Below are 25,843 nucleotides of genomic sequence, written 5' to 3'. Positions count from 1 at the left end.
AGCGAGCCCGACCGCATTCGCGAGCAGGCTCGCTCCCACAGGGGTTTGCATTCCTTCAGAGGAGTTTGCGCAAGTCTTTACACCGCGGCGTTGTAGAACTGCTCGGTACTCTTCTGCTCCACCAACGCCTGTTCGATCGCGGCCTGATGCACTTCGTCGGAGTGCTCTTCGCGGGCTTCCGGCGCAATGCCCAGACGCGCAAACAGTTGCATGTCCTTGTCCGCCTGCGGGTTGGCCGTGGTCAGCAACTTGTCGCCGTAGAAAATCGAGTTGGCGCCCGCGAAGAACGCCAGAGCCTGCATCTGCTCGTTCATCGCTTCGCGGCCGGCCGACAGCCGCACGTGGGATTGCGGCATCAGGATGCGCGCCACGGCGAGCATGCGGATGAAGTCGAACGGGTCGATGTCCTCGGCGTTTTCCAGTGGCGTGCCGGCGACTTTCACCAGCATGTTGATCGGTACCGACTCGGGATGCTCCGGCAGGTTGGCCAACTGGATCAGCAGATTGGCGCGGTCATCCAGCGACTCGCCCATGCCCAGAATGCCGCCGGAACAGATCTTCATCCCCGACTCACGCACGTAGGCCAGCGTTTGCAGGCGCTCGCTGTACGTGCGGGTGGTGATGATGCTGCCGTAGAACTCAGGCGAGGTGTCGAGGTTGTGGTTGTAGTAATCGAGGCCGGCGTTGGCCAAGGCTGCAGTCTGTTCCTGATCGAGACGACCGAGGGTCATGCAGGTTTCCAGGCCCATGGCTTTGACGCCTTCGACCATTTTCAACACGTAAGGCATGTCCTTGGCCGACGGATGCTTCCACGCCGCGCCCATGCAGAAACGCGTCGAGCCGATGGCTTTGGCGCGGGCAGCCTCTTCGAGGACTTTCTGCACTTCCATCAGCTTTTCTTTTTCCAGGCCGGTGTTGTAGTGACCGGACTGCGGACAATATTTGCAATCTTCCGGGCAGGCGCCGGTCTTGATCGACAGCAGCGTGGAGACTTGAACGCGGTTGGCGTTGAAATGCGCGCGGTGCACCGTCTGCGCCTGGAACAGCAAGTCGTTGAATGGCTGTACGAAGAGGGCTCTGACTTCGGCCAATGACCAGTCGTGACGCAGGGTGGCGGTGGTGCTCGCGCTCATGGGTATTTCCTTGGTTATGCTTGGCTGGCGGCTGCGGGAACGGAATACCCACAGGCGCTACACGGATGTTCGGCATATTTAAGGAAGTGTCATGCGCTGTCAACCACGAGACAAAGATCAGGTTTACATCTGTTTAAAAAACGTACAGAGCTGCTTATTGTGCGATGAGCCAGCAGAAGCAGAAATGCCAATTTGCGTCGCCTGCGAAGCCGAGATGCCATGGCTGGGCGAGCATTGCCAGACCTGCGCATTGCCGCTGGCCACGGCCGGTCTGACTTGCGAAGGGTGCCTGCTAGAGCCTCCGGCGTACGAACAGGTCGCCGTGCCATGGCGCTACGACTTCCCGGTGGACAGTTTGATTACCCGTTTTAAACACAACGCGAAATGGCCGTTTGGTCATCTGCTCGCCGACGTTCTCAGCCAATACCTGCAACATCGCTTCGATGAAGACTTGCCGCGCCCCGATGCGTTGTTGCCGGTGCCATTGGCCGCTAAACGGCTGCGTCAACGCGGATTCAACCAGGCAGCGATGTTGGCGCGCTGGTTGAGTCGGCAGCTGGATTTGCCCTGCGAGGAGAATGTCGTGCGCAGGATTCAGGACACCAGCGCCCAACAGGATCTTGATGCCAAGGCGCGCAAGCGCAACCTGCGTAATGCCTTTGCCCTGACGACAGATGCGCACGTAAAAGGTCGGCATCTGGCGTTGGTTGATGATGTTTTGACCACCGGCGCCACGGCCCAGGCCCTTGCACGATTATTGATGAATGCAGGCGCCGCAAGGGTCGACGTGTATTGCCTGGCGCGCACGCCAAAACCCGGTCAAGCCACTTAATCAAATTCACCAGAAAAACCTGTGGGAGCGAGCTTGCTCGCGAAGAGGCCCGTACATCCAATATCAATGTTGAATGGCACACCGCTTTCGCGAGCAAGCTCGCTCCCACAGGGAATTGCGCACGGCTTGACTCTCGCAGCGCAAGCGGCCAACTTCACCTTCCACCGCCACAGCCAAAAAGCCCCCCATTCATGTCCATGCCTTCCCTGCTCTCCCAGCACATTGTCCGTCGTCCGCAGCGCATTGCCTTGCTGCAACACATCGCCGAACAGGGCTCGATCACCCGTGCAGCGAAAAGCGCAGGTTTGAGCTACAAAGCGGCGTGGGACGCCATCGATGAGCTGAACAACCTGTCGCAAAAGCCGCTGGTCGAGCGTGCCGTCGGCGGCAAGGGCGGCGGCGGCGCCAAACTGTCCAGCGAAGGTCAACGGGTGCTGCGCCTCTATCAAAAGCTGCAAGCCTTGCAAGCGCAGGTGCTGGAAGCCGCTGAAGACGCCAGCGACCTCGACCTGCTCGGTCGCTTGATGCTACGCACCAGCGCTCGCAACCAGTTGCACGGCCAAGTCGTGGCGATCAAGGCTCAGGGGCGCAATGACCTGATTCGTCTGGAGCTGGCCGAAGGCTTGTGCCTCGACGCGCAAATCACCCACGACAGCACCGTGCATCTGGAGCTGCAAACCGGCTCGCAAGTGGTGGCGCTGATCAAGGCCGGCTGGCTCGAATTGCTGGTCAGCGATCAACCGGCAACGCCAGGGCACAATATTCTTGAGGGCACCATCGAAGTGATTCTCGACGCCGACGACGGCCCCAGCGAAGTGCGGATTTCCCTGCCCAACGGCCACACCCTCTGCGCACTGGCCGAACCGCAGGACGTGCGCAACCGTGAGCTGGCAGTGGGGCAACCGGTGCACGTGCAGTTTTCACCTTCGAATGTTCTGCTCGGCACGTCACTTTAATCGCGGCCTGCAACAAAAGCGTCATCGACGCTCATTAAGGTGACTGCCAAAACCAAGCAGGAAGCCTGATGTGAGCCTATTAGAAGAAAACCAATCGACTGATCTGGAAAAAATGGTCGGACTCAGCCGTCGCGGTTTCATCGGCGCCGGTGCACTGTGTGGCGCAGCGATGTTCCTGGGCGGTAGCCTCCTGAGCCGCAGCGCGTTGGCCACCGGCGTCAGTGCTGGCAACAGCAGTCTGCTCGGCTTCGAAAGCATTCCCGCGGCGACCACAGATGTCATCAGTCTGCCTAAAGGCTACAAATCTTCAGTGCTGATCAGTTGGGGCCAGCCCCTGCAAAAGAATGGCCCGGCGTTCGACCCGAGTGGCAATGGCACCGCGGCCGCACAGGAAGTGCAGTTCGGCGACAACAACGACGGCATGAGCCTGTTCGCCTTCCCGGACGACAGAAACCGCGCGTTGATGGCGATCAACAACGAATACACCAACTACCGTTACCTCTACCCGCACGGCGGCATGCCGCAATCGGCCGAAGACGTGCGCAAGGCCCTGGCCTGCGAAGGCGTTTCGGTGATCGAGGTGCAGCGCAAGAACGGCCAGTGGCAATTCGTCCAGGGCTCGCGTTACAACCGCCGCATCCATGGCAACACGCCGCTGCGCATCGCCGGCCCCGCCGCCGGCCACGACCTAATGAAAACCGCCGCCGACAAACACGGCAATAAGGTCCTCGGTACCTTCCAGAACTGCGCCAACGGCAAAACCCCGTGGGGCACGTACCTGACTTGCGAAGAGAACTTCACCGACGTCTTCGGCAGCAGCAACGCTTCGCAGCAGTTCGACGCGGCGCAAAAGCGCTACGGCGTCTCGGCCGCCAGCCGCGAGATCAACTGGCACCCTCACGACCCGCGCTTCGACATGGCGAAGAACCCCAACGAACTCAACCGTCATGGCTGGGTGGTCGAGATCGACCCGTTCGATCCGCAATCGACCCCGGTCAAACGCACGGCGCTGGGCCGCTTCAAACATGAAAACGCCGCACTGGCCGAAACCAACGACGGTCGCGCCGTGGTGTACATGGGCGACGACGAGCGTGGCGAATTCATCTACAAATTCGTCAGCCGCGACCGCATCAACCACCGCAACGCTAAAGCCAACCGCGACATCCTCGATCACGGCACCCTGTACGTCGCCAAATTCGATAACGGCGACAGCAACCCGGATCACCCGAAGGGCCAGGGCCAATGGATCGAACTGACCCACGGCAAAAACGGCATCGATGCCAGCAGCGGTTTTGCCGATCAGGCTGAAGTGCTGATCCACGCGCGCCTCGCCGCCAGTGTGGTCGGCGCCACGCGCATGGACCGCCCGGAATGGATCGTGGTCAGCCCGAAGGACGGCCAGGTTTATTGCACCCTGACCAACAACGCCAAGCGCGGCGAAGACGGGCAACCGGTGGGCGGGCCGAACCCGCGCGAGAAGAACGTCTACGGGCAGATTCTGCGCTGGCGCACCGACCGCGACGATCATGCATCGAAGACCTTCGCGTGGGATCTGTTCGTGGTCGCCGGCAACCCGGGCGTGCACGCCGGCACGCCGAAGGCCGGCTCGAAAAACATCACCCCGCAGAACATGTTCAACAGCCCCGATGGCTTGGGTTTCGACAAGGCCGGACGCTTGTGGATTCTGACTGACGGCGACTCGAGCAACGCCGGGGACTTCGCCGGCATGGGCAATAACCAGATGCTCTGCGCTGACCCCAAGACCGGCGAGATTCGCCGCTTCATGGTCGGGCCGATTGGTTGTGAAGTCACCGGGATCAGCTTCTCGCCGGATCAGAAAACATTGTTTGTCGGGATTCAGCATCCGGGGGAGAACGGCGGTTCGACCTTCCCTGAGCATCTGCCGAATGGCAAGCCACGGTCTTCGGTGATGGCGATTACCCGTGAGGATGGCGGGGTCGTCGGCGCCTGATAAACCGCTTTCGCGAGCAGGCTCGCTCCCACAGGGGATCGCATCCCAAATGTGGGAGCGAGCCTGCTCGCGAAGAGGCCCGACCAGACACCAACCAACTCCCCCGCCGCCATCTGCGCTACCATGCTGGGCCGGACGCGGCAGCCTGCTGCGCGCAGGAGTCAGCATGGCCCATCCGTTTGAAACCCTCACACCCGACCTCGTACTCGATGCCGTAGAAAGCATCGGGTTCCTGAGCGATGCGCGCATTCTGGCGCTCAATAGCTACGAAAACCGCGTCTATCAGGTCGGCATCGAAGACTCCGAACCGCTGATCGCCAAGTTCTACCGACCGCAACGCTGGACCAACGAAGCCATCCTCGAAGAACACCAGTTCACCTTCGAACTGGCCGATGTCGAAATCCCGGTGGTCGCGCCGATGATCCACAACGGCGAAACCCTGCACGAGCACGCAGGCTTCCGCTTCACCCTGTTCCCGCGTCGCGGCGGCCGGGCGCCGGAGCCGGGCAATCTTGATCAGTTGTACCGACTCGGTCAGTTGCTCGGGCGCATTCACGCGGTCGGCGCGACCAAGCCGTTCGAACACCGCGAAGCCCTCGCCGTGCAGAACTTCGGCCATGCCTCGCTGACCACGCTGCTCGAAGGCAACTTCATCCCCAAGAGCCTGCTGCCAGCTTACGAATCGGTAGCGCGCGATCTTCTCAAGCGTGTGGAAGACGTCTACGCCAACACGCCGCATCAGAACATCCGCATGCACGGCGACTGCCACCCCGGCAACATGATGTGCCGCGACGAGATGTTCCACATCGTCGACCTCGACGACTGCCGCATGGGCCCGGCGGTGCAGGACATCTGGATGATGCTTGCCGGCGATCGGCAGGAATGCCTGGGGCAATTGTCGGAATTGATGGACGGCTACAACGAGTTTCACGATTTCGACCCGCGCGAGTTGGCACTGATCGAACCGCTGCGCGCGTTGCGCCTGATGCATTACAGCGCCTGGCTGGCGCGGCGCTGGGATGACCCGGCGTTCCCGCACAGCTTTCCGTGGTTTGGGACTGAGCGTTATTGGGGCGATCAGGTGTTGGCGTTGCGTGAGCAGTTGTCGGCGCTTAACGAAGAACCGCTGAAACTTTTCTGATTCACCAATATCCATGTGGGAGCGAGCCTGCTCGCGAATACGGACTGACATTCAACACTGATGTTGACTGAAACGACGCCTTCGCGAGCAGGCTCGCTCCCACAATTGTCCGCTGTTCACAATTTCCCGACCATTGCACTACGGCATTCTTAGACAAACCTCCTTACAATCCCCTCTTTTGTTAGCTGCCTAAGCAAGGATTCTGCATGCAAGCTGCCAACCCGCGCCGCGGGTACATCCTGGGCCTGAGTGCCTACATCATCTGGGGCCTGTTCCCGATCTATTTCAAAGCCATCGCTGAAGTACCAGCGGTCGAGATCATCATCCATCGGGTGTTGTGGTCGGCGCTGTTCGGCGCGCTGCTGCTGATGGTCTGGAAGCACCCTGGCTGGTTGCGCGAATTACTCGACAACCCGAAACGTCTGGCGATTCTGGCGCTGAGCGGCACGTTGATCGCGGCCAACTGGCTGACCTATGTGTGGTCGGTCAACAACGGGCGCATGCTTGAAGCGAGCCTCGGTTACTACATCAACCCGCTGATCAACGTGCTGCTGGGGATGGTGATTCTTGGCGAACGACTGCGGCGCATGCAATGGATCGCCGTGGGGCTGGCGGCGATTGGCGTGGCGCAGCAGGTGTGGCAAGTCGGCAGTCTGCCGTGGGTATCGCTGGTGCTGGCGCTGACGTTCGGTTTCTACGGTTTGATCCGCAAACAGGCGCCGGTCAAGGCATTGCCGGGACTGGTAGTGGAAACCTGGATGCTGGTGCCGATTGCCATCGCATGGCTGCTGTTCAATCAAACCGCAACCAGTATCCAACCCGAGTTCTGGACGACTTCGCAAGCGTGGTGGCTGGTCGCCGCAGGCCCGGTGACATTGATTCCGCTGGTGTGTTTCAACGCGGCAACCCGGCATTTGCCCTACACCACGATCGGCTTCCTGCAATACATCGCGCCCACGCTGGTGTTGTTGCAAGCGGTGCTGTTGTTCGGTGAACACATGTCATCGAGCACGTTGATCGCTTTTGCCTTTATATGGGCCGGCCTCGCCGTCTACAGCGTCGATGCGTGGATAAGTTTGCGCCGACGCAGCTGATCAAAAAACGCACAAACAGCTACAGGCCACGTTGCTCGCGGCCTATAGCGTTCCTTCCCAAGGTTATCCACAGCGTGATCCCCGCCGTTTGTGCGCAAGTCACTGAATGCTGGCGGTTTTTTGATCAACTCTCGCAGAGCCACAGTAGACGTGGCCTGGAGAGCAGTCTCTACAGGTTATCCACAGGCAGGTGCACGTTTAAACTGGATAACCCCAAGCGTTAAACCTCTGTGCGTAACACCAGATCCACCATCAGGTCGTCCGCCAGGGTTTCCAGCCGCGATTGCAGGACATCCAGCGACAACGTCAACGGCACCGCCAGAATCGCCTCGGCGTGAAACAGCGGCTCGCTGCTCATCGGTGCCGGGCGCACTTCGGTCACCAGTCGCTCCAGGTTGACGCCCTGCTCGCTCAGCAGGCGGGTGATGTCGCGCACAATCCCCGGGCGGTCATTGCCCACCAGTTCCATCGCGATCGGTTTCCACGTGCAGGATTGCTCGATACCGCTTTCGGCGATCAGCACGCGAATGCCATGAGTCGACAGTGCTTGTAGGGAATCGACTAATTCGTCGTAAGCCTCCGCCGGCACACCCACCCGCAGAATTCCGGCGAACTGCCCGGCCATTCGCGACATGCGACTTTCCAGCCAATTACCGCCATGTTCGGCGATGCATTGGGCGATGCGCTCGACCTGCCCGGGTTTGTCCGGGGCGAAAACAGTGAGTACGAGATGGTCCATGGCGCAGCCCTCTTGTCATGACTTTTGTTACGGAAGGGCAAGTATAGGCAAGCAAGCCTGAGGCGTCGTAGCGACTGCCCTCTTCGCGGGCAAGCCCGCTCCCACAGGGGATGCGCCGGCCATGTGGGCGCCGCCCGATCTGACGCGAAGATAAATCGTGTACAACTTTCGATATTTAACTGGAACAATCCAATGGTTTTTTGAGAACATCCTGTTCCGCGCCGTGACCGCAATGCGTCATGGGGTCGCAGAACGACGTAATTAGTCTGATTTTCACAAGCGCAACTCATCATGTAGTATGCCGCAGCGCGCACTACATAACGCTGGATCGATGTCTGCCCAAGGCATGTTCGCAATCCTGAAAGCCCCGTCAGCAAGGCCCCAAGCCGTTGATTGGTCCCAGCCCAGCCGCCAGCAATGGCATGTACTGGTCGGCAGGTTTGTGGTTTAAATGGCCAGAGGCTTCATTGGTAAATTGAAGAGCTGAAAAGCGAAATAGCTGAGCAGAGTGAGGCAAGCAATGACTGAACACGTTCAAGTCGGTGGCCTGCAGGTCGCCAAAGTCCTGTTCGACTTCGTGAACAACGAAGCCATTCCCGGTACCGGCCTCACCGCCGAAAAATTCTGGGAAGGTGCCGACAAGGTCATTCACGACCTGGCACCGAAGAACAAAGCCCTACTCGCCAAACGCGATGACTTCCAGGCTCGCATTGATGCCTGGCATCAGGAACACGCGGGCCAGGCGCACGACGCCGTGGCGTATAAAGCCTTCCTGCAAGAAATCGGTTATCTGCTGCCAGAAGCGGCTGATTTCCAGGCAACGACGCAAAATGTCGATGACGAAATCGCCCGTACCGCTGGCCCGCAACTTGTTGTGCCGGTGATGAATGCGCGCTTTGCCCTCAACGCCTCGAACGCTCGCTGGGGTTCGCTGTACGACGCCCTCTACGGCACCGACGCGATCAGCGAAGACGGTGGCGCGGAAAAAGGCAAAGGCTACAACAAGGTGCGTGGCGACAAAGTCATCGCCTTCGCCCGTGCTTTCCTCGACGAAGCCGCGCCACTGGCCGCGGGTTCCCACGTCGATTCGACCGGCTACAAAATCGCTGACGGCAAACTGGTGGTCACCCTCAAGGGCGGCAGCAACAGCGGTCTGCGTAACGATGCACAGCTGATCGGCTTCCAGGGCGACGCCAACGCGCCAATTGCGATCCTGCTGAAAAACAATGGTCTGCATTTCGAAATCCAGATCGACGCCAGCACCCCTGTCGGCCAGACCGACGCGGCCGGCGTCAAAGACGTGCTGATGGAGGCCGCGCTGACCACCATCATGGACTGCGAAGACTCCGTGGCGGCCGTCGATGCCGACGACAAAGTGGTGATCTACCGCAACTGGCTCGGCCTGATGAAGGGCGATCTGTCGGAAGAAGTCGCCAAGGGCGGCCAGACCTTCACTCGCACCATGAACCCGGACCGCAGCTACACCACAGTCGATGGCGGCGAAGTGACCCTGCATGGCCGCTCGCTGTTGTTCGTGCGCAACGTCGGCCACCTGATGACCATCGACGCGATCCTCGACAAAGACGGCAACGAAGTACCGGAAGGCATCCTCGACGGTCTGGTGACTTGCCTGGCGGCGATGCACAACCTCAACGGCAACACTTCGCGCAAGAACACTCGCACCGGCTCGGTCTACATCGTTAAACCGAAGATGCACGGCCCGGAAGAAGCCGCGTTCACCAACGAACTGTTCGGCCGTATCGAAGACGTGCTTGGCCTGAAACGCAACACCCTGAAAGTCGGGATCATGGACGAGGAGCGCCGTACCACGGTCAACCTCAAGGCCTGCATCCAGGCGGCCAGCGAGCGCGTGGTGTTCATCAACACCGGTTTCCTCGACCGCACCGGCGACGAAATCCACACCTCCATGGAAGCCGGCCCGATGGTGCGCAAGGCCGACATGAAGGCCGAGAAATGGATCGGCGCCTACGAGAACTGGAACGTCGATATCGGTCTGAGCACTGGCCTGCAAGGTCGTGCACAAATCGGTAAAGGCATGTGGGCGATGCCCGACCTGATGGCCGCGATGCTCGAACAGAAAATCGCTCACCCACTGGCCGGTGCCAACACCGCCTGGGTGCCATCGCCGACCGCCGCTGCGCTGCACGCGCTGCATTACCACAAGGTCGACGTGTTCGCTCGTCAGGCCGAATTGGCCAAACGTGCTCGCGCGTCCGTGGACGACATCCTGACCATTCCGCTGGCGGTCAATCCGAGCTGGACACCCGAGCAGATCAAGAACGAACTGGACAACAACTCCCAGGGCATTCTCGGCTACGTGGTGCGCTGGATCGACCAAGGCGTGGGTTGCTCGAAAGTGCCGGATATCAATGACGTCGGCCTGATGGAAGACCGTGCGACGCTGCGTATCTCCAGCCAGCACATCGCCAACTGGCTGCGCCACGGTATCGTCACCGAAGCGCAAGTGATGGAAAGCCTCCAGCGCATGGCGCCGGTGGTCGATCGTCAGAACGCCAACGACCCGCTGTACCGTCCGCTGGCTCCGAACTTCGACAGCAACATCGCCTTCCAGGCGGCGGTCGAACTGGTGATCGAAGGCACCAAACAGCCGAACGGTTACACCGAGCCGGTTCTGCACCGTCGTCGTCGTGAGTTCAAGGCTGCCAACGGCCTGTAATTCTGCGTAGACGCTGGATATGAAAAAGCCCTGATCGTTGGATCAGGGCTTTTTTTGATTCTTGATCGTTCACACGCTCCGCGTTGGAATGATCGGGTGGCGCTAAGGCTCAATCCCCAATTCATGCTTGACCAACCCCAGCAACTTGGCGGTATCAATCGGCTTGAGCAGAAAGTCCACCACACTCAAGTGCATCGCCGCGATCGCGTCTTTCACATCGGCATCGCCCGACACAATGATGATCGGCATCGCCGCCCGCACCGATTCGCGCACCTGACGAACCAGGTCCAGTCCACCGACGTTGCCCATGCGCAGATCAGTGATGACCAGCCCGATCGAAGGTTTCTCATCGAGCATCTTCAGTGCGGTTTCGCCACTGGCAGCGGTCATGCAGCGAATGCCGTCCAACGCCAGAATCTCCGCGAGCAGCTCGCGGGCGTCCTTGTCGTCATCGACGATCAGTACACGCTGCGGCGGCAGGTCGGGTTCGAGCATTACAGCGCTGAGCGCTTCACGCTCGGCGTCGCTCAAAATATCGTGGTCGGACATGGCGTTCTCTACATTTCCCAATCAATCACCTGGCTCAGTCGTCAGACATCGCCAGGCAGAGCTTCAATGTGCACTTCGTCGGATTTATTTCCAATAGCCGGGCGGGCGAATTTCCGACTGAATGTGTAGGTCACTTCCCAAATATGCCCAACGGCATCGCCAACCTAGACTTACGTCCAATGGGCACCCCGGCCGCAGGGGTCGACCATGGCTGCAACGATCCGACAACAACAATTCGAAAAAGACTGCGGTAATGGTTATGAGTAAAGCGGACGCCTTCACCCAGGCAGGGAAAACCGCGGTATTGCAGAACATTCAGGGCACTCTGCAATTCCTCCAGCGCTTCCCGCCCTTCAATCAGATGGAACACGCCCACCTCGCCTATCTGGTGGAGCAGTGTCAGCTGCGGTTTTACGGTCAGGGCGAGAGCATCATCAAACCTGCCGACGGCCCGGTGGAATACTTCCATATCGTCAAACAGGGCCGCGTGGTCGGCGAACGTCCGCACACGGCCAAGGGCGGCACTGAAACCACGTTCGAAATCACCACCGGGGAATGCTTTCCCCTGGCCGCGTTGCTGGGTGAGCGGGCAACTCGCACCGAGCATCTGGCCGGTGAAGATACTTTCTGCCTGCAATTGAACAAACAGGCGTTCATCAAACTGTTCGCCCTCTCCAGCGCCTTCCGCGACTTCGCCTTGCGCGGGGTCAGCAGCCTGCTCGATCAGGTCAATCAGCAAGTCCAGCAGAAAGCCGTGGAAAATCTCGGCACCCAGTATTCGCTGAACACCCGCCTCGGCGAGTTGGCGATGCGCCATCCGGTGACGTGCAGCCCCGACACGCCACTGCGCGAAGCGGTGAAATTGATGCACGAGCAACAGGTCGGCAGCATCGTTGCGGTGGATGAGCACAAGGCGCCGCTGGGCATTTTCACCCTGCGCGATTTGCGCCACGTGGTGGCCGAAGGTGTCGGCGATTTCAGCGAAGCCATCGAACGCCACATGACCCGCGCGCCGTTCTATCTGTCGCCGGACCACAGCGCCTTCGATGCCGCCATTGCCATGACCGAACGGCACATCGCCCACGTCTGCCTGGTCAAGGATCAGCGCTTGTGCGGCGTGGTGTCCGAACGCGATCTGTTTTCCCTGCAGCGGGTCGACCTGGTGCATCTGGCCCGGACCATCCGCAGCGCCCAACGCGTCGAACAACTGGTGACCCTGCGCGGCGAGATCGGTCAATTGGTCGAACGCATGCTGGCTCATGGCGCGTCCTCGACGCAGATCACGCACATCATCACCCTGCTCAACGATCACACCGTGTGCCGGGTGATCGAACTGACCCTCGCCGAAAAAGGTGATCCGGGGGTGCCGTTCAGTTGGTTGTGTTTCGGCAGCGAGGGCCGCCGTGAGCAGACGCTGCACACGGATCAGGACAACGGCATTCTCTTTGATGCCCGTGATGCGGCGCATGCCGCGGAAATTCGCGGCAAACTGCTGCCGATTGCCCAGCAGATCAACCAGAGCCTGGCGCTGTGCGGCTTCACGCTGTGCAAGGGCAACATCATGGCCGGCAACCCCGAGCTGTGCCTGTCCCGCGCAGAATGGGCGCGGCGTTTCGCGTCGTTTATCCGCGAGGCGACACCGGAAAACCTGCTGGGGTCGAGCATCTATTTCGATCTGCGCGTGGTGTGGGGCGATGAACAGGGCTGTGCGCAATTGCGTCGGGGGATTCTCGATCAGATCGGCGATAACCGCTTGTTCCAGCGCATGATGGCCGACAACGCCCTGCGCAATCGCCCGCCAGTGGGACGCTTCCGTGAGTTTGTGCTGGCGCGCAAGAACGGCGAGAAAGCCACCCTGGATCTGAAAGTCCAGGGCCTGACGCCGTTCGTGGATGGTGCGCGATTGCTCGCGCTGGCCAACGGCATCGATGCCAACAATACGTTGGAACGCTTCCGTCAGTTGGTGGAGAAGGGAGTCATCGAGCGACTCGACGGCGCGGCATATGAGGAGGCTTATCACTTCATTCAGCAAACGCGCATGCAGCAGCATCAGATCCAGAGTCGCGAGAACCTGCCGTATTCCAACCGGGTCGATCCCGACAGCCTCAATCACCTGGACCGGCGCATCCTGCGTGAATCGCTGCGTCAGGCCCAACGCCTGCAAAGCAGCCTGACGTTGCGGTATCAGCTATGAGTCTGTTTTCGTGGCTGCGTCCGGCCAGCCCGGTGGTGCCGGCTGATCTGCAACAGCGTCTGGCGAGCCTGCCGGCGATCAATCAACTGGGCGATTGCAGCCTGCGCGAACAGCGCTGGGTGGTGCTCGACCTCGAAACCACCGGGCTGAACCTGAACAAGGATCGACTGTTGTCCATTGGCGCCGTGGTAATCGAGGACGGCGCGATCGACTTCAGCCAGCAGTTCGAACGCACGCTGCAATGCTCGGAGGTGAAGCTCGGCGCCAGTGTGTTGATTCATGGCCTTGGGCCGAACGCGATCGCCGCTGGCAGCGACCCGGCCGAGACGTTGGTGGAATTCATGGAGTTTGTCGGTGACAGCCCGGTGTTGGCGTTTCATGCCCCGTTCGATCAGCACATGCTCGGACGGGCGCTGAAGGAACATCTGGGGCACAAATTGCAGCATGTGTTTCTGGATGTCGCCGACATTGCGCCGTTGGTGTGCCCACAGGCGAACATTCGCGAGGCCGGGCTGGATGAGTGGATCGAGTGGTTCAAGCTTGAGGTCTTCGAGCGGCACAACGCGAGTGCCGATGCGCTGGCGACGGCGGAGTTGGCGTTGATACTGTTCAGTCGGGCGCGGGGGCAGCAGATTCATAGTCCGTTGAATTTGCAGCAGCGATTGAGCCAGTGGAAACGTCGGCAGCAGGCGCCCTCTTTCTGAGTCTCTAGATCAATCAAAAGCCCCTCACCCCAGCCCTCTCCCGGAGGGAGAGGGGGCCGACCGAGGTGTCTTGCGCTATCCATCGACCTGAAAGTCCGCGGCGATTATGGATCAGCCACGGCATCAGACCTGGGTCGGTTGTGGATTCGGCACAGAACGCTCAGGTCGGTTTATCTCCGGAATATCCCCAGATCAGTCCCCTCTCCCCCTGGGGGAGGGTTAGGGTGAGGGCCTGCCCCTAAGCAACAACCACCCGACCAGTGGCCAATTGCTAACCATTCCCACCTCTGCCACAATCGCGAACAGTTCGCGTTAGTTAATATTTCCCAATCGGTGATGTCCGGTGTCGTCAGTCCCAAGCCCTCACAGTGAGCTCGTCGGTGCGATGTATCGCGACCATCGCGGTTGGCTGCTGGCGTGGCTGCGGCGCAATGTGGCGTGTCCGCAGCGTGCCGAAGACCTGAGCCAGGACACTTTCGTACGCCTGCTCGGCCGCGATGAACTGCTGACACCGCGCGAGCCCCGGGCCTTCCTGGTCGCGATCGCCAAAGGTCTGCTGTTCGATTACTTCCGCCGCGCTGCGCTCGAACAGGCTTACCTCACCGAACTGATGCTGATTCCCGAAGGTGAACAACCATCGGTGGAAGAACAGCAACTGATCCTCGAAGACCTCAAGGCCATCGACCGCCTGCTCGGCAGACTGTCGACCAAGGCCCGCGCTGCGTTCCTTTATAACCGCCTCGATGGCCTCGGCCATGCCGAGATCGCCCAGAAGCTCGGTGTGTCGGTGCCCCGCGTGCGCCAGTATCTCGCTCAAGGCATTCGTCAGTGCTATATCGCGCTGTACGGTGAGCCAACATGAGTCCGGCCAGTTCCAGATCGGTGCCGGCGCATGTGCTGGACGCGGCGATAGCCTGGCAACTGACGCTCGATTCCAGCAGTCCGCTGGAGCGCGAAGAATTCGTCAAGTGGCATGCGGCCCATGAAGAACACGCCCGCGCCTGGCGCCAGTTGGGCATGCTCGATCAGCGATTCAGCGTCGCCAAAGGGCCAGCCCGCAGTGCGCTGCTGCAATCACGCGAAAGCATTCGCCGCCGCGTACGCAAATTGGGGAGTGGTCTGGCCAGTGTTGTCGCGGTGGTGGGTCTGACCTTGTTTGCCGGTGAACGCTATCTGCCGCTCGATTACTGGCTCGCCGACCAGCGTACCGCCACCGGCGAACAGCGCATTGTGCGGTTGGCCGACGGCACGTTGCTCAACCTCAATACCCACAGCGCCGTGGATGTGCGTTTCGATGAAAAGCAGCGCCTGATTGTTTTGCAGGAAGGCGAAATCCTCATCGAAACCGCTCACGGCGATACGCGACCTTTCATTGTCGAGACTCGCGAAGGCAGCATGCGCGCGCTCGGCACACGGTTCCTGGTCAAGCGCGAGGAACAAGGCACGCGCCTGAGCGTGCTGCAATCGGCGGTGGCGGCACATACGCAATCGAACCCTGAAGAACAGATCCTTCGCGAGGGCCAGCAAGTGCTGCTGCGCAGTGACGGGCTCGGCTCGATTGTCGCCCTCACTCCCGGCGCCGATGCCTGGACTCGCGGGATGCTGGTGGTCGACAACGCGCGACTGAGCGATCTGGTCCATGAACTGGGTCGCTATCGCCGCGGGCATTTGGGCGTGGCGCCGGAAGTGGCCGATTTGCGCATTACCGGCAGCTTCCCGTTGCATGACACCGATAAAGCCTTGAGCGCGCTGTTACCGACCCTGCCGGTGCAGATCGAGCAGCACACACCGTATTGGGTCACCGTGGCGAAGGCTGATACCACACCTGAGTAATTGGTTGCCTGAGCTGCCGCCATCGCTGGCAAGCCAGCTCCCACAGGGTTTGTGCTGAGGATGAGTTTTGTGTATAGCCCTGAAAAATGTGGGAGCTGGCTTGCCAGCGATGAGGCCCGCACAGTCTCCATTTCCAGTTAATCGAAATTATTTTCATCCAGCCCTATCACTTTTTGATTTTCATCCGGCACACAGGCAATTGAGAAATATTTTCATTCAGGAGCCTCCGTATGTCCCGTTCGCTAGACACCTTGTTGCGCCCCAGTTTGCTGGCGGTTGCCATTGCCCTCAGCGCTCCGCTGGTCAGCAGCCAACTGATCGCCGCTGAACAAGCGTCCAGCGTTCGCGCCTACAACCTGCCGGCCGCGCCGCTGTCGACCACCCTGAACCAGATCGCCAGTCAGGGCGGCCTCGCGCTGTCGCTGAACCCGGCGCTGGCGGCGGGCAAAACGTCAGCGCCCGTGAGCGGCCAATACGACGCCGCCGGCGCTTTGCGTGCAGCCCTGCGTGGCACCGGCCTGCAACTGGAACAAAGCAGCACCGGCACTTACACCTTGGTGGCTGTGCCGGAAGGCGTGATGGCGCTGCCGGAAACATCGGTCATCGGCGTAGAGAATCTGGAAACAGCCTGGAGCCCGGTCGAGGGCTACACCGCCACCCGCACCGCCGCCGGCAGCAAAACCGACACAGCACTGGTCGAAGCGCCACGTTCGATCTCGGTAGCGACCCGTCAGCAAATGGAAGACCGAGGCGTGCACAGTCTCGATGACGCCGTGCGGTACATGCCGGGCATCACCGCCAGCAGCTACGGCAGCGACACTCGGGCCGACTGGCTGCGCGTACGCGGCTTCGAGCCGACCCAGTTCCTCGACGGTCTGCCGCTGCCAAAAGGTGTGTACGCCAATCCGAAACAGGAAACCTGGAACCTCGACCGCCTCGCCCTGCTCCGCGGCCCGGCGTCGTCCGTCTACGGCCAGACCCCGCCGGGCGGCTTGCTGGACATGGTCAGCCGTCGCCCAAGCGACGTCGCCAGCAGTGAAATCCAGTTGCAGTACGGCAGCGACAACCATCGCCAGATCAACTTCGCCAGCACCGGCAAGATCGACGAGGCCGGTCAGTTTCTCTATGGCATCAGCGGCGTGGTGCGTGACAGCGGTACGCAGGTCGACCACGTCGACAACAAGCGCTACAACATTGCGCCGAGCCTGACCTGGAACATCGACGACGACACCAAATTCACCCTGCTGTCGCAATTCACCCGCGACGATACCGGCATAACCAGCCAGTTCCTGCCGATTCAGGGCACCAAAATCAAATCGCCATTCGGTGATATTTCCCATCACAAAAATCTCGGTGATCCGGATTGGGAATATTACGACCGCACCTACTACGCGCTGGGTTATGCCTTCGAACATCGCCTGAACGACACCTGGCAGTTCAAGCAGAACCTGCGTTACACCAAGTCGGACCTGTCGTTCCAGGCACTCACGGTTGGCTCGTATCCATTCACTGAAGTCAATGACCAGGGCAACGTCGGTCGCTCGTCAACGAGCGTCGATGAGGACATCAGCCAGTTCGCCGTGGACAATAACTTCCAGGCCGACTTCACGACGGGTGACATCCGCCACACCCTGCTGCTGGGTCTGGATCATCAGCGCAGCAACACCAACTACACCTCGATTTTCGGCTTTTCGGATACCACCCCGGGCACCAACGTGATCAACCCGATCTACGGCCAGCCAATCGTGCGTCCGGCGCGCTCCACGGCGTTCTACGACTACAACCAGAAGACCTACCAGACCGGCCTGTACGTGCAGGACCAAATGGCCCTCGACCAGTGGCGCCTGACCCTCGGCGGGCGTGAAGACTGGGTCCACACCAGCACTCAGTTCATCAACAGAGGCGATGCCACCAACACCCAGCGCGACAAGGCGTTCAGCGGCAACGCGGCGCTCAGCTATGTATTCGATTCGGGTTTCGTGCCATACCTGTCGTATGCCGAATCCTTCCAGCCGACCACTGGCGCCGACGCCACCTCCACCGGTTCGCTCAAGCCCACCGAAGGCAAGCAATGGGAACTGGGCATCAAGTACCAGCCGCCGGGCAGCAAGACCCTGCTGAGCGCCGCCGTGTATGACCTCACCCAAAAGAACGTCTCGGTCAACACCTTCGTCGACGGCGTGTCGATCACCAGCCAGACCGGCGAAGTGAAAGTCAAAGGCCTGGAGCTGGAAGCGGTCTCCGACGTCACCGAAAACCTGAAAGTCATCGCCGCCTACACCTTGGCCAAGTCTGAAGTGCAGAATGGCGCCGACAAGGGCAATCGCCTGCAACTGATGCCGAACCAGCAGGCCTCGCTGTGGACCGACTACACCTGGCACACCGGCGTGCTTGACGGTTTCGGCGTGGGCGCCGGCGTGCGTTACACCGGCAACACCTACGGTGACAAAGCCAACACCTGGCTGGGCAAGGCGGACGCTTACACCGTGTTCGACGCGAGCGTGCATTACGACCTCGGTCGTCTGGACAACAGCCTCAAAGGTGCGTCGCTGGCACTCAACGCGACCAACCTGTTCGACAAGGAATACATTTCCACCTGCGACAGCTTCTATTGCTACTACGGCGACACGCGCAGCGTCGTCGCCAGCGCCACCTACAAGTGGTAAGCGACTGAGCTGAAACAGGCCCTTTACCCTCCGTGAGGGCCTCTTCGCGAACAAGCTCGCTCCCACAGGATTTGCGCCCTTCAAAAATGGCGCATGACCCTGTGGGAGCGAGCTTGCTCGCGAAGACGGTCTGTCAGACGACAAAGATCCGTTCCCTGTGGACGGCTTTGGTGTTTTTGAAGGTCATGCAATGAAAAGTAAAACAATTCGCCGCTGGTCGTTCGTTCACACCTGGACCAGCCTGATCTGCACTGTGTTTTTGCTGATGCTGGCATTGACCGGACTGCCGTTGATTTTCAGCCACGAAATCGACCATCTGCTGGGTAACGCCCCCGAGTTGCGCGAGATGCCGGCCGACACGCCGCAGCTCAACCTGCAACAACTGGTCGACGCCGCGCAGAAGCATCGCCCGGGCGAGGTCATGCAGTACTTCGGCTACGACGACGAAGAGCCGAATGCCGCATTCGCGATCATGGCGAAAACCGCCGACACCGAACCGAACTCCTCGCACACCTTCATGCTCGACGCGCGCACCGGCGAAGCGCTGGAAACGCCTTCGGCCAACGGCGGTTTGATGCTGTTCATCCTGCGCCTGCACGTCGACATGTTCGCCGGGCTGCCGGGCAAACTGCTGCTGGCGTTCATGGGTTTGCTGTTTGTCATCGCGATTGTTTCGGGGACGGTGTTGTACCTGCCGTTCATGCGCCGGTTGAAATTCGGCACCGTGCGCCAGGACAAATCCACGCGCCTGCGCTGGCTCGATCTGCATAACCTGATCGGCGTCGTCACCCTCACGTGGGCGCTGGTCGTGGGCGTGACCGGCGTGATCAGCGCCTGCGCCGACTTGCTCATCGCCGCTTGGCGCAACGATGCGCTGACCACGCTGGTCGCACCCTATCGCGATGCACCGCCGCTGACGCACCTGGCACCGGCCACACGCTTGCTCGATATTGCGGCGGAAGTTGCCCCAGGCATGAAGCCGGATTTCATCGCCTTCCCCGGCACGCGTTTTTCCAGCGAGCACCATTACTCGGTGTTCATGAAGGGCGGTACGCATTTGACCTCACACCTGCTGACGCCGGTACTGATTGACGCCACGACGTTGAAGGTCACCGCCGTGGCCGAACGCCCGTGGTACATGGACGCCATGGGCATGTCGCAGCCGCTGCACTTTGGCGACTATGGCGGCATGCCAATGAAAATCCTCTGGGCGACGCTCGATGTGCTGACGATCATCGTGCTCGGCAGTGGCGTGTACCTGTGGGTGGTTCGGCGCAGGGCAGCCAAGCCTGTGCTGGACACTGCGGAGGCCTGCGCATGAAGCCGCGTCAGTCGAATTTCTGGAAGGTGTTCAGCACGCCGCTGGTGATTGCGTTGCTCAGTGCGGCGGGGTTGTTCGCGGCATTGTTGGGTGATGGCCTCTGGGATGCGTTGAGCTGGATCGGGCTGGGCGTGCCTGCGGTTCTGGCCATAAAAGGATTGCTGCAGCACGGGTGATTTTCAGGTTGCCCGTGATGGCCTCATCGCTGGCAAGCCAGCTCCCACAGTGAGCACCAGTGAACCCGGAATTTGCATTGAGCACAAAACCTGTGGGAGCTGGCTTGCCCGCGATGGCAATCTCAGGGGCACCCTCAAACTCCTCGCCAGCTACGCGGCTTATGACTAGGCTAACCTCCTGCTCTTCGACGACCACCGAGGTTTGCCAATGTCCGCCCCCAGCATGACCCTGTTCCACAACACGCTCTCCCCGTTCGTACGCAAAGTGATGGTGTTGCTGCATGAGACCGGTCAGCAGGATCGCGTTGCGTTGCAAGACTGCGTCCTCAGCCCGGTCAGCCCGAGTGCCGAGCTCAACGCCGACAACCCGTTGGGCAAGATTCCGGCCCTGCGCCTGGCCGACGGCACCGTCATCCATGACAGCCGCGTCATCCTCGAATACCTCGATCACCAGCATGTCGGCAACCCGCTGATCCCCCGCGAAGGCTCGGCCCGCTGGCGGCGCCTGACCCTGGCCTCGATGGCGGACGGGATCATGGATGCTTCGGTCATGGTGCGTTATGAACTGGTGCTGCGCGCGCCAGAAAAACACTGGGACGAGTGGCTCGAAGCGCAACGCGAGAAAATCCGCCGCGCTCTGGATCTGCTGGAGAACGACGCCATCGCCGAGCTGACCAGCCTCTTCGACATTGCCGCGATCAGCGTGGCCTGTGCCCTGGGTTATCTCGACCTGCGCTTCCCGGACCTGGGCTGGCGCGAGGCCAACCCGCAACTGGCCAACTGGTTCTTTGAAGTCAGTCAGCGACCGTCCATGATCGCGACCATGCCCAAGCCCTAGATCGGCGATGTCTGTTCCGGCCTCATCGCTGGCAAGCCAGCTCCCACAGTGGATATGGGTGTAACAGAGATATCTGTTTCATCACAGAACCTGTGGGATACAGGTATGGCAGAGATATCCGGTACGGCACAGAACCTGTGGGATCCAGGTGTGACAGAGAAATCTGCTTCAGCACAGAACCTGTGGGAGCTGGCTTGCCAGCGATGGCACCATCTCGGTTCCGGCGGTAGTGACGCAACAATCAGCGTCACCAGCACCTCAGCCTCCCGCTGATCCTCTCGCAATCCACTCATTGCATCGCCTCCACATCAAACTCCAGCGACTTGGCCGGTTTCTGCCCGATCCCGTACCAATCCAGTCTGCGCGTCAGCACCATGAATACCCCCAACAAGCCAAACAGCAGCAACGAGCCCATCAACAGCGCATAGTCCTCGGCGCTCAACAAGCCATAGAGCAAGCCATACAACGCCGCCAAACCCGCCGAAAAACTCAAGCCATGCCGCACGCTGTGCAGCACATGGCAGACATAGAACCCGATCAACACCACACAACCGCTGGCCGATAGCAGATACGCCGGGCCAAAACCGATGTGCTCCGACAGCGACAGCAACAACAGATAAAAGAACGCCAGCGCCACACCCACCAACGCGTACTGCACCGGGTGCACCGCCAGGCTCTTGAGCACTTCGAACAGGAAGAAACCGGCGAACGTCAGCACGATGAACAGCAGCGCATATTTGATCGCACGGTCGCTCTTCAGGTACTGATCCACCGGATCGATGAAACTCACGCCAAAGCTGCGGGCGTTGAAGGCCTCGCAATCATTGCTGCTCACGCAGCGGCTCATGGCGTCCTGCAAGTTGGTGGAGAAGAACGTGGTCTGCCAGTCAGCGCTGAAACCGGCGTCATTGATTTCACGTTTGGCCGGCAGGAAGTTGCCGATAAAACTTGGATGCGGCCAATTGGCGGTGAGGCTCACGCTGCTGCTCTTGCCCACCGGCAGCACTTGCAGCGAGCCGGTGCCTTGCAGGCGCAGATCAAAGCCGAACGCCAGTTCCGTGGTTTTGCTGGCGTCGAGCGGTGGCAACGTCACCCGTACCCCTTCGCCTAGCCAGCCGACTTGCGTACCGGGAACGAAGTCCAGGCGCTGGCCGTCGAGTTCCAGTTTCAAGGCGTTTTCGATGCCGCGAATGTCGCTGATGCCGACCGCAAGAAACGGTGCATCGAACTGGTAGTCGACGAAGTCTTCCTTGATGCCCAATTGCGCCGGCAGGGAGAAATGCCCGTTGATGCGGTTATCGGCGTGGAACAGCCGCGCCTCGTAAATGCCCCGCGCGCGCAGTTCGGTTTGCACCTGACCATCGAGCTCGAAGCGTTCCGGCAGGAAGTACAAACGCCCGCGCTCTTCGCCAGGCTCGTCATACCGCTGATTGGTCTTGTCGTTGATCTTCCAGTTGTGCACCACTTTGCGATACGGCACCACCATCACCGGCCCGCTCAACTGCTGGCTGTAACTGGCGCTGCGGGCGATGTCTTCAAGCACGCCGTCACGCAGTTGCTGACGATCATCGATGACGCCGTCAATCATCAGCAACGGCACCAGCAACAGCAGGATCAACAGGCCAATGGCCCCGAGTTTTATGGTCAGACTTCGGTTCATAAGGACGCTCCCTTGTTGGAATGGGATCGAGTCTGAGAGCGCTGCATGGTTTTGTTATGGAGGTTGTGTGGGATTTGCGTGGAAATACGTGTAGAACCCGTTTCTCGGCAAGCGCGGTTTATTTCAAACCGGCTCACCTGGAACACTCTTTGGGTAAAGGACTATCACGTTGCACAACAACTCATTCGATTTGATCAGGCACATCGCTGCGTTGCTGGTGCTGGTCAGTCACCACTTTGTACTATCGGGCCGGGAAGAACCGGGTATTGCCGGTTACAACTCGCTGGGCGGCATCGCCGTCACCGTGTTTTTTGCGATATCCGGCCTGTTGATTACCCAGAGCTACATCAATGCGCGCAGCTTCGGCGATTACCTGAGCAAACGCGTCGCGCGAATCTTCCCCGCGTTGATCCTATGCGCGTTCGTCATGACTTATATCGCTGGCAGTCTGTTCGCCGAAGGTTATGTCAGCGGTTCAAGTGCCTTGATCGACTTCATGCGTATTTCGGTTTTTGGCAGGGCCGACATCAGAGAAATTACCGACGGCTTTATTTTCGCCGACTCCTTTAATGGCAGTTTGTGGACACTGAAAATCGAGTTCGGTTTTTATCTGCTGCTGGCGCTCGCGCTTGGACTCTTCCGACGATCTCTGCTGCCTTGGATTCTGTTGGCGATGTTTGTGATGGCCACCTACGTTCTGGGCAATCACGTGACGGGCGCGCTGGCGCAGAAACTGGCGGTGTACAGCACGGCCGGCATCGCGTTCTTTGCCGGGGCCGTGATGGCTTTCTATAAACAACACTTGAGCGACCCGCGCGTGCTGGCTATCACGCTGGCAGCCGGGATTGGCCTGGTATTGGTCAGCATCGGGACGACGTTGGCCGGTGTACTCGCGACGCTTGGCTTTTGTATCGCCACCGTGAGTATCGGCTTACTGTATGTCGACCAAAGCATTCGCGGGCGCTTCGATATTTCCTACGGCATTTATCTTTACGCATTCCCGGTACAGCAACTCGTGATAAACAAAACGTCGCTTGGTTTTGGTTGGTCGATGCTGGTGTCCACGCTGATCGTGATTGCGCTGGCAACCGTGTCCTGGCGTCTGGTCGAGCAACCGGCGCTGCAATATATCCATCGCAAGCATCGTCAGCGCGCTGTACAGGCATCGGCGCCAACCTGAGCCTGCGCAATGCCTCTAAGGCAGGCGCACTGTCACTTGCACACCGCCCGGCACATTGCAGATCGCGAGTTGGCCACCATGCAACTTGACCACTTCTTCAACGAAATTGAGCCCAAGCCCGGTGCTCTTGCGCCCACTGTCCGGACGCGGCAGCGAGTAAAAACGTTCGGTCAAACGCGGTAAGGCGTAATCAGGAATCGGTGAGGTTTCATTGAACAAGCGCACTTCGATCTGTTCCCCCAACCGTTCGGCACTCACGCGCAGCAAGCCCTGACGCGGGGTGAAATCCAGCGCATTCTCCAGCAGATTGCCCAACGCCTGACGCAGCAGAAATGGCTCGCCGATCAGCAACAGATCCGCCGCGACCGCTTGCTCAACGCGCAACTGTTTGCCTTCAATTCGCGCAGCCTGGGCGTGCAACAACTCATCGACCAATACTGCCAGCGGCACGGCCACGCGTTCCTCCAGACCCTGGCGCTGCTCCACTTGCGCCAGATTCAGCAAGCGCTCGATCAACTGCTGCATTCGTGCACTTTCGCTGTCGATGTTGCCGACAAAACGCAGGCGCTGCACCGGTGCCATCTCACCTTGCAACAACTCCGCCGCGCCACGAATCGCCGCCAGTGGACTTTTCAGTTCATGGGTAAGTGTGTGCACGTAACGCTCGACGTAGGCCTTGCCCTCCAGTTGCGTGCGCATCTGCTCCACCGCTGTCGCAAGCTGCTCCAACTCACCACCGCGATAGTGCGGCACTTCCACCCGCCGCCCTTCGCTGACGGCCTGAGCGTAACCGGTCAAGCGATGCAGCGCGCGACTCAGCCACCACGATAGCAATGCGCCGAACAGCAGACCGAGGCCGATCAACCCGGCGCCGTAAAGCAACAGGCGCCGCTCGGTGCGATCAACATACGGCTGCAAAGAGCTGTTGGGCTTGGCCACCGTGACCACACCGATAATGCGGCCGTTGTCACGAATGGGCGCGCCGACGTGCATCACCGAAGAACTCGGGTCATCCGCATCGCTGCGACTGGAACGGGCACCGTATTCACCGCGCAGGGTCAGGTAGACGTCGTTCCAGCGCGAATAGTCCTGCCCCACCGCCACGCCATTGGAGTCCAGCACGACAATGCCATTGGCGTCGGTGACATAGATGCGGTGGTTGACCTGATTCTTCGGCAAGCCCCAGATCGTCGCTTGCGGCTGGCGTTCGCCGTAAGCGCGGAGCAATTGCGGCCAGCGATTCTCACTGAGGGTGCCGGCCTTGAAGTCGTCTCGCAGGATCTCCGCCATCAGGTTGGCGGTATCAACCAGCGTTTCTTCGGTGGACTGACGTACACCGGGGCGGATTTCTTCCATCACTGTGTTGAGCACGAAATAACCGGTCAGGCCGACAAACAGCACATACACCAGAAAAATTCGCAGGCCCAACGACATCAGCTATGCCTCGGGCTGTAGCTGTAGCCGAGACCACGATGGGTCTGGATCGGCTCGGCTTCAGCGCGGACCAGGCGCAATTTGGCGCGTACGCTTTTGATATGGCTGTCGATGCTGCGCTCGTATCCGGCATCGGCGGCCACGCCCAGCGCATCGAGTAATTGTTCGCGACTGAACACCCGCTCCGGTTGTTCGAGCAGGCATTGCAGCAGGCGGAATTCATGGCGCGTAAGGCTCAATGTCTGATCGCGATAGCTGATCTGGACGCGCTCGGGATCAATGCGAAACAGTGTCGAAGTGGCCTCAATGACAGGACGCGGCGCCATACGCTTGAGGATTGCCCTCACCCGCGCCGCGACTTCCCGTGGGCTGAACGGCTTGACCACGTAGTCGTCAGCGCCGATTTCCAGCCCCACCACACGATCAATCTCGGCATCGCGAGCACTGAGGAACAGCACCGGCACTTCACTGAAACGCCGCAGCTGTTTGCAGGTTTCGAAACCACTGATGTCCGGCAGGCCGATGTCAAGGATGATCAGATCGGCCGGCGTCTGCCGTTGATGCTCAAGCGCCGCCTCGCCAAGGCTCACCCACGTGGTGGTGAACCCCTCGCCCTGCAAGGCAAAAATCAGCGTGTCGGCAATCGCCGCTTCGTCTTCGACAATCAGGATATGAGGCATGGCATCCGAGCCCGTGGGTTATGTGCGCGAACGTTGCCCCAAG

The 25,843-nt window shown here is 60.0% G+C and carries 21 protein-coding genes; 15 read left to right on the top strand and 6 right to left on the bottom strand.

Translation table 11 applies throughout. From position 1 onward, the window contains the following. Positions 1 to 77: 77 nt before the first annotated feature. A complete protein-coding gene (gene bioB / locus AB4P91_RS08155; protein WP_150593689.1) occupies positions 78 to 1,133 on the bottom strand; it encodes a biotin synthase BioB in 1,056 nt (351 codons plus the stop codon). Between the two features lie 91 nt (positions 1,134 to 1,224). On the opposite strand from bioB, the gene AB4P91_RS08150 reads away from it, so the two are divergent. The 5 genes from AB4P91_RS08150 to rarD all read left to right on the top strand — a co-directional run bounded on the left by AB4P91_RS08150 (position 1,225) and on the right by rarD (position 7,128). Further along, positions 1,225 to 1,965: a phosphoribosyltransferase family protein gene (locus AB4P91_RS08150; protein ID WP_395604611.1), complete on the top strand. Its 741-nt coding sequence runs from the start codon at positions 1,225 to 1,227 to the stop codon at positions 1,963 to 1,965. Between the two features lie 191 nt (positions 1,966 to 2,156). Further along, positions 2,157 to 2,921, top strand: a complete 765-nt coding sequence (locus AB4P91_RS08145) for a TOBE domain-containing protein (RefSeq protein WP_395604610.1) — start codon at positions 2,157 to 2,159, stop codon at positions 2,919 to 2,921. Between the two features lie 70 nt (positions 2,922 to 2,991). Then, positions 2,992 to 4,893, top strand: a complete 1,902-nt coding sequence (locus tag AB4P91_RS08140; protein ID WP_395604609.1) for a PhoX family protein — start codon at positions 2,992 to 2,994, stop codon at positions 4,891 to 4,893. 166 nt (positions 4,894 to 5,059) lie between these two features. Further along, on the top strand, positions 5,060 to 6,034 hold the full coding sequence (locus tag AB4P91_RS08135; protein ID WP_150593685.1) for a serine/threonine protein kinase: 975 nt from the start codon (positions 5,060 to 5,062) through the stop codon (positions 6,032 to 6,034). 206 nt (positions 6,035 to 6,240) lie between these two features. Next, on the top strand, positions 6,241 to 7,128 hold the full coding sequence (gene rarD / locus AB4P91_RS08130) for an EamA family transporter RarD (protein ID WP_395604608.1): 888 nt from the start codon (positions 6,241 to 6,243) through the stop codon (positions 7,126 to 7,128). A 220-nt stretch (positions 7,129 to 7,348) separates the two neighbouring features. Here the strand turns inward: rarD and AB4P91_RS08125 are convergent, their stop codons facing one another. Next, positions 7,349 to 7,867: a glycine cleavage system protein R gene (locus AB4P91_RS08125; RefSeq protein WP_042561426.1), complete on the bottom strand. Its 519-nt coding sequence runs from the start codon at positions 7,865 to 7,867 to the stop codon at positions 7,349 to 7,351. A 520-nt stretch (positions 7,868 to 8,387) separates the two neighbouring features. Between AB4P91_RS08125 and AB4P91_RS08120 the strand changes: the two genes are divergently transcribed. Beyond that, positions 8,388 to 10,565, top strand: coding sequence for a malate synthase G (locus AB4P91_RS08120; protein ID WP_150593684.1), 2,178 nt, complete (start codon positions 8,388 to 8,390; stop codon positions 10,563 to 10,565). Between the two features lie 102 nt (positions 10,566 to 10,667). Here the strand turns inward: AB4P91_RS08120 and AB4P91_RS08115 are convergent, their stop codons facing one another. After that, complete coding sequence (locus AB4P91_RS08115) at positions 10,668 to 11,114, bottom strand: response regulator (RefSeq protein ID WP_150593683.1); 447 nt, start codon at positions 11,112 to 11,114, stop codon at positions 10,668 to 10,670. 253 nt (positions 11,115 to 11,367) lie between these two features. Here AB4P91_RS08115 and AB4P91_RS08110 point away from each other — a divergent pair, with 253 nt between their 5' ends. From AB4P91_RS08110 to AB4P91_RS08075, 8 genes are all read left to right on the top strand, one after another. Beyond that, positions 11,368 to 13,308 carry a putative nucleotidyltransferase substrate binding domain-containing protein gene (locus AB4P91_RS08110; RefSeq protein WP_150593682.1) on the top strand — a complete coding sequence of 647 codons (1,941 nt, stop codon included), beginning with the start codon at positions 11,368 to 11,370 and terminating at the stop codon, positions 13,306 to 13,308. Beyond that, positions 13,305 to 14,012: a PolC-type DNA polymerase III gene (locus tag AB4P91_RS08105; protein WP_150593681.1), complete on the top strand. Its 708-nt coding sequence runs from the start codon at positions 13,305 to 13,307 to the stop codon at positions 14,010 to 14,012. The genes AB4P91_RS08110 and AB4P91_RS08105 overlap by 4 nt, the downstream gene beginning before the upstream one ends. A gap of 385 nt (positions 14,013 to 14,397) precedes the next feature. Then, positions 14,398 to 14,874, top strand: coding sequence for an RNA polymerase sigma factor (locus tag AB4P91_RS08100; protein WP_263596247.1), 477 nt, complete (start codon positions 14,398 to 14,400; stop codon positions 14,872 to 14,874). Continuing rightward, entirely contained in the window at positions 14,871 to 15,845 is a 975-nt protein-coding gene (locus AB4P91_RS08095) for a FecR domain-containing protein (RefSeq protein WP_395604607.1), read from the top strand. The genes AB4P91_RS08100 and AB4P91_RS08095 overlap by 4 nt, the downstream gene beginning before the upstream one ends. Positions 15,846 to 16,075: 230 nt before the next feature. Continuing rightward, complete coding sequence (locus tag AB4P91_RS08090) at positions 16,076 to 18,511, top strand: TonB-dependent siderophore receptor (protein ID WP_395604606.1); 2,436 nt, start codon at positions 16,076 to 16,078, stop codon at positions 18,509 to 18,511. Positions 18,512 to 18,701: 190 nt separating this feature from the next. Continuing rightward, entirely contained in the window at positions 18,702 to 19,832 is a 1,131-nt protein-coding gene (locus AB4P91_RS08085; RefSeq protein ID WP_150593677.1) for a PepSY domain-containing protein, read from the top strand. Beyond that, entirely contained in the window at positions 19,829 to 20,008 is a 180-nt protein-coding gene (locus AB4P91_RS08080; RefSeq protein ID WP_150688016.1) for a DUF4175 domain-containing protein, read from the top strand. Before AB4P91_RS08085 ends, AB4P91_RS08080 begins: the two co-directional genes overlap by 4 nt. Before the next feature lie 208 nt (positions 20,009 to 20,216). After that, on the top strand, positions 20,217 to 20,846 hold the full coding sequence (locus AB4P91_RS08075) for a glutathione S-transferase (protein WP_395604605.1): 630 nt from the start codon (positions 20,217 to 20,219) through the stop codon (positions 20,844 to 20,846). 289 nt (positions 20,847 to 21,135) lie between these two features. Here AB4P91_RS08075 and creD read toward each other — a convergent pair whose 3' ends face one another. Continuing rightward, positions 21,136 to 22,506, bottom strand: a complete 1,371-nt coding sequence (gene creD, locus AB4P91_RS08070; RefSeq protein ID WP_395604604.1) for a cell envelope integrity protein CreD — start codon at positions 22,504 to 22,506, stop codon at positions 21,136 to 21,138. A 217-nt stretch (positions 22,507 to 22,723) separates the two neighbouring features. On the opposite strand from creD, the gene AB4P91_RS08065 reads away from it, so the two are divergent. Continuing rightward, positions 22,724 to 23,686: an acyltransferase family protein gene (locus AB4P91_RS08065; protein ID WP_395604948.1), complete on the top strand. Its 963-nt coding sequence runs from the start codon at positions 22,724 to 22,726 to the stop codon at positions 23,684 to 23,686. A gap of 15 nt (positions 23,687 to 23,701) precedes the next feature. Here AB4P91_RS08065 and creC read toward each other — a convergent pair whose 3' ends face one another. Then, positions 23,702 to 25,120 (bottom strand): two-component system sensor histidine kinase CreC, encoded by a 1,419-nt coding sequence (gene creC, locus AB4P91_RS08060; RefSeq protein WP_395604603.1) that lies wholly within the window; start codon positions 25,118 to 25,120, stop codon positions 23,702 to 23,704. After that, entirely contained in the window at positions 25,120 to 25,800 is a 681-nt protein-coding gene (gene creB, locus AB4P91_RS08055) for a two-component system response regulator CreB (RefSeq protein ID WP_150593670.1), read from the bottom strand. The genes creC and creB overlap by 1 nt, the downstream gene beginning before the upstream one ends. Positions 25,801 to 25,843 lie beyond the last annotated feature (43 nt).

Source organism: Pseudomonas sp. B21128, assembly GCF_044218865.1.
Classification (GTDB): domain Bacteria; phylum Pseudomonadota; class Gammaproteobacteria; order Pseudomonadales; family Pseudomonadaceae; genus Aquipseudomonas; species Aquipseudomonas iridis.
Note: the sequence above shows the minus strand (reverse complement) of the source record. Positions and strands in the feature narration are given on the sequence as shown.

Excerpts from the sequence above, each read along its gene's own strand:
- creD (WP_395604604.1), bottom strand. The coding sequence starts at position 22,506 with ATGAACCGAAGTCTGACCATAAAACTCGGGGCCATTGGCCTGTTGATC.
- AB4P91_RS08115 (WP_150593683.1), bottom strand. The coding sequence starts at position 11,114 with ATGTCCGACCACGATATTTTGAGCGACGCCGAGCGTGAAGCGCTCAGC.
- bioB (WP_150593689.1), bottom strand. The coding sequence starts at position 1,133 with ATGAGCGCGAGCACCACCGCCACCCTGCGTCACGACTGGTCATTGGCC.
- AB4P91_RS08120 (WP_150593684.1), top strand. The coding sequence starts at position 8,388 with ATGACTGAACACGTTCAAGTCGGTGGCCTGCAGGTCGCCAAAGTCCTG.
- AB4P91_RS08145 (WP_395604610.1), top strand. The coding sequence starts at position 2,157 with ATGTCCATGCCTTCCCTGCTCTCCCAGCACATTGTCCGTCGTCCGCAG.
- AB4P91_RS08135 (WP_150593685.1), top strand. The coding sequence starts at position 5,060 with ATGGCCCATCCGTTTGAAACCCTCACACCCGACCTCGTACTCGATGCC.
- AB4P91_RS08080 (WP_150688016.1), top strand. The coding sequence starts at position 19,829 with ATGAAGCCGCGTCAGTCGAATTTCTGGAAGGTGTTCAGCACGCCGCTG.
- AB4P91_RS08090 (WP_395604606.1), top strand. The coding sequence starts at position 16,076 with ATGTCCCGTTCGCTAGACACCTTGTTGCGCCCCAGTTTGCTGGCGGTT.
- AB4P91_RS08075 (WP_395604605.1), top strand. The coding sequence starts at position 20,217 with ATGTCCGCCCCCAGCATGACCCTGTTCCACAACACGCTCTCCCCGTTC.
- creB (WP_150593670.1), bottom strand. The coding sequence starts at position 25,800 with ATGCCTCATATCCTGATTGTCGAAGACGAAGCGGCGATTGCCGACACG.
- AB4P91_RS08150 (WP_395604611.1), top strand. The coding sequence starts at position 1,225 with ATGCGCTGTCAACCACGAGACAAAGATCAGGTTTACATCTGTTTAAAA.
- AB4P91_RS08085 (WP_150593677.1), top strand. The coding sequence starts at position 18,702 with ATGAAAAGTAAAACAATTCGCCGCTGGTCGTTCGTTCACACCTGGACC.
- rarD (WP_395604608.1), top strand. The coding sequence starts at position 6,241 with ATGCAAGCTGCCAACCCGCGCCGCGGGTACATCCTGGGCCTGAGTGCC.
- AB4P91_RS08100 (WP_263596247.1), top strand. The coding sequence starts at position 14,398 with ATGTATCGCGACCATCGCGGTTGGCTGCTGGCGTGGCTGCGGCGCAAT.
- AB4P91_RS08095 (WP_395604607.1), top strand. The coding sequence starts at position 14,871 with ATGAGTCCGGCCAGTTCCAGATCGGTGCCGGCGCATGTGCTGGACGCG.
- AB4P91_RS08125 (WP_042561426.1), bottom strand. The coding sequence starts at position 7,867 with ATGGACCATCTCGTACTCACTGTTTTCGCCCCGGACAAACCCGGGCAG.
- AB4P91_RS08105 (WP_150593681.1), top strand. The coding sequence starts at position 13,305 with ATGAGTCTGTTTTCGTGGCTGCGTCCGGCCAGCCCGGTGGTGCCGGCT.
- creC (WP_395604603.1), bottom strand. The coding sequence starts at position 25,120 with ATGTCGTTGGGCCTGCGAATTTTTCTGGTGTATGTGCTGTTTGTCGGC.
- AB4P91_RS08110 (WP_150593682.1), top strand. The coding sequence starts at position 11,368 with ATGGTTATGAGTAAAGCGGACGCCTTCACCCAGGCAGGGAAAACCGCG.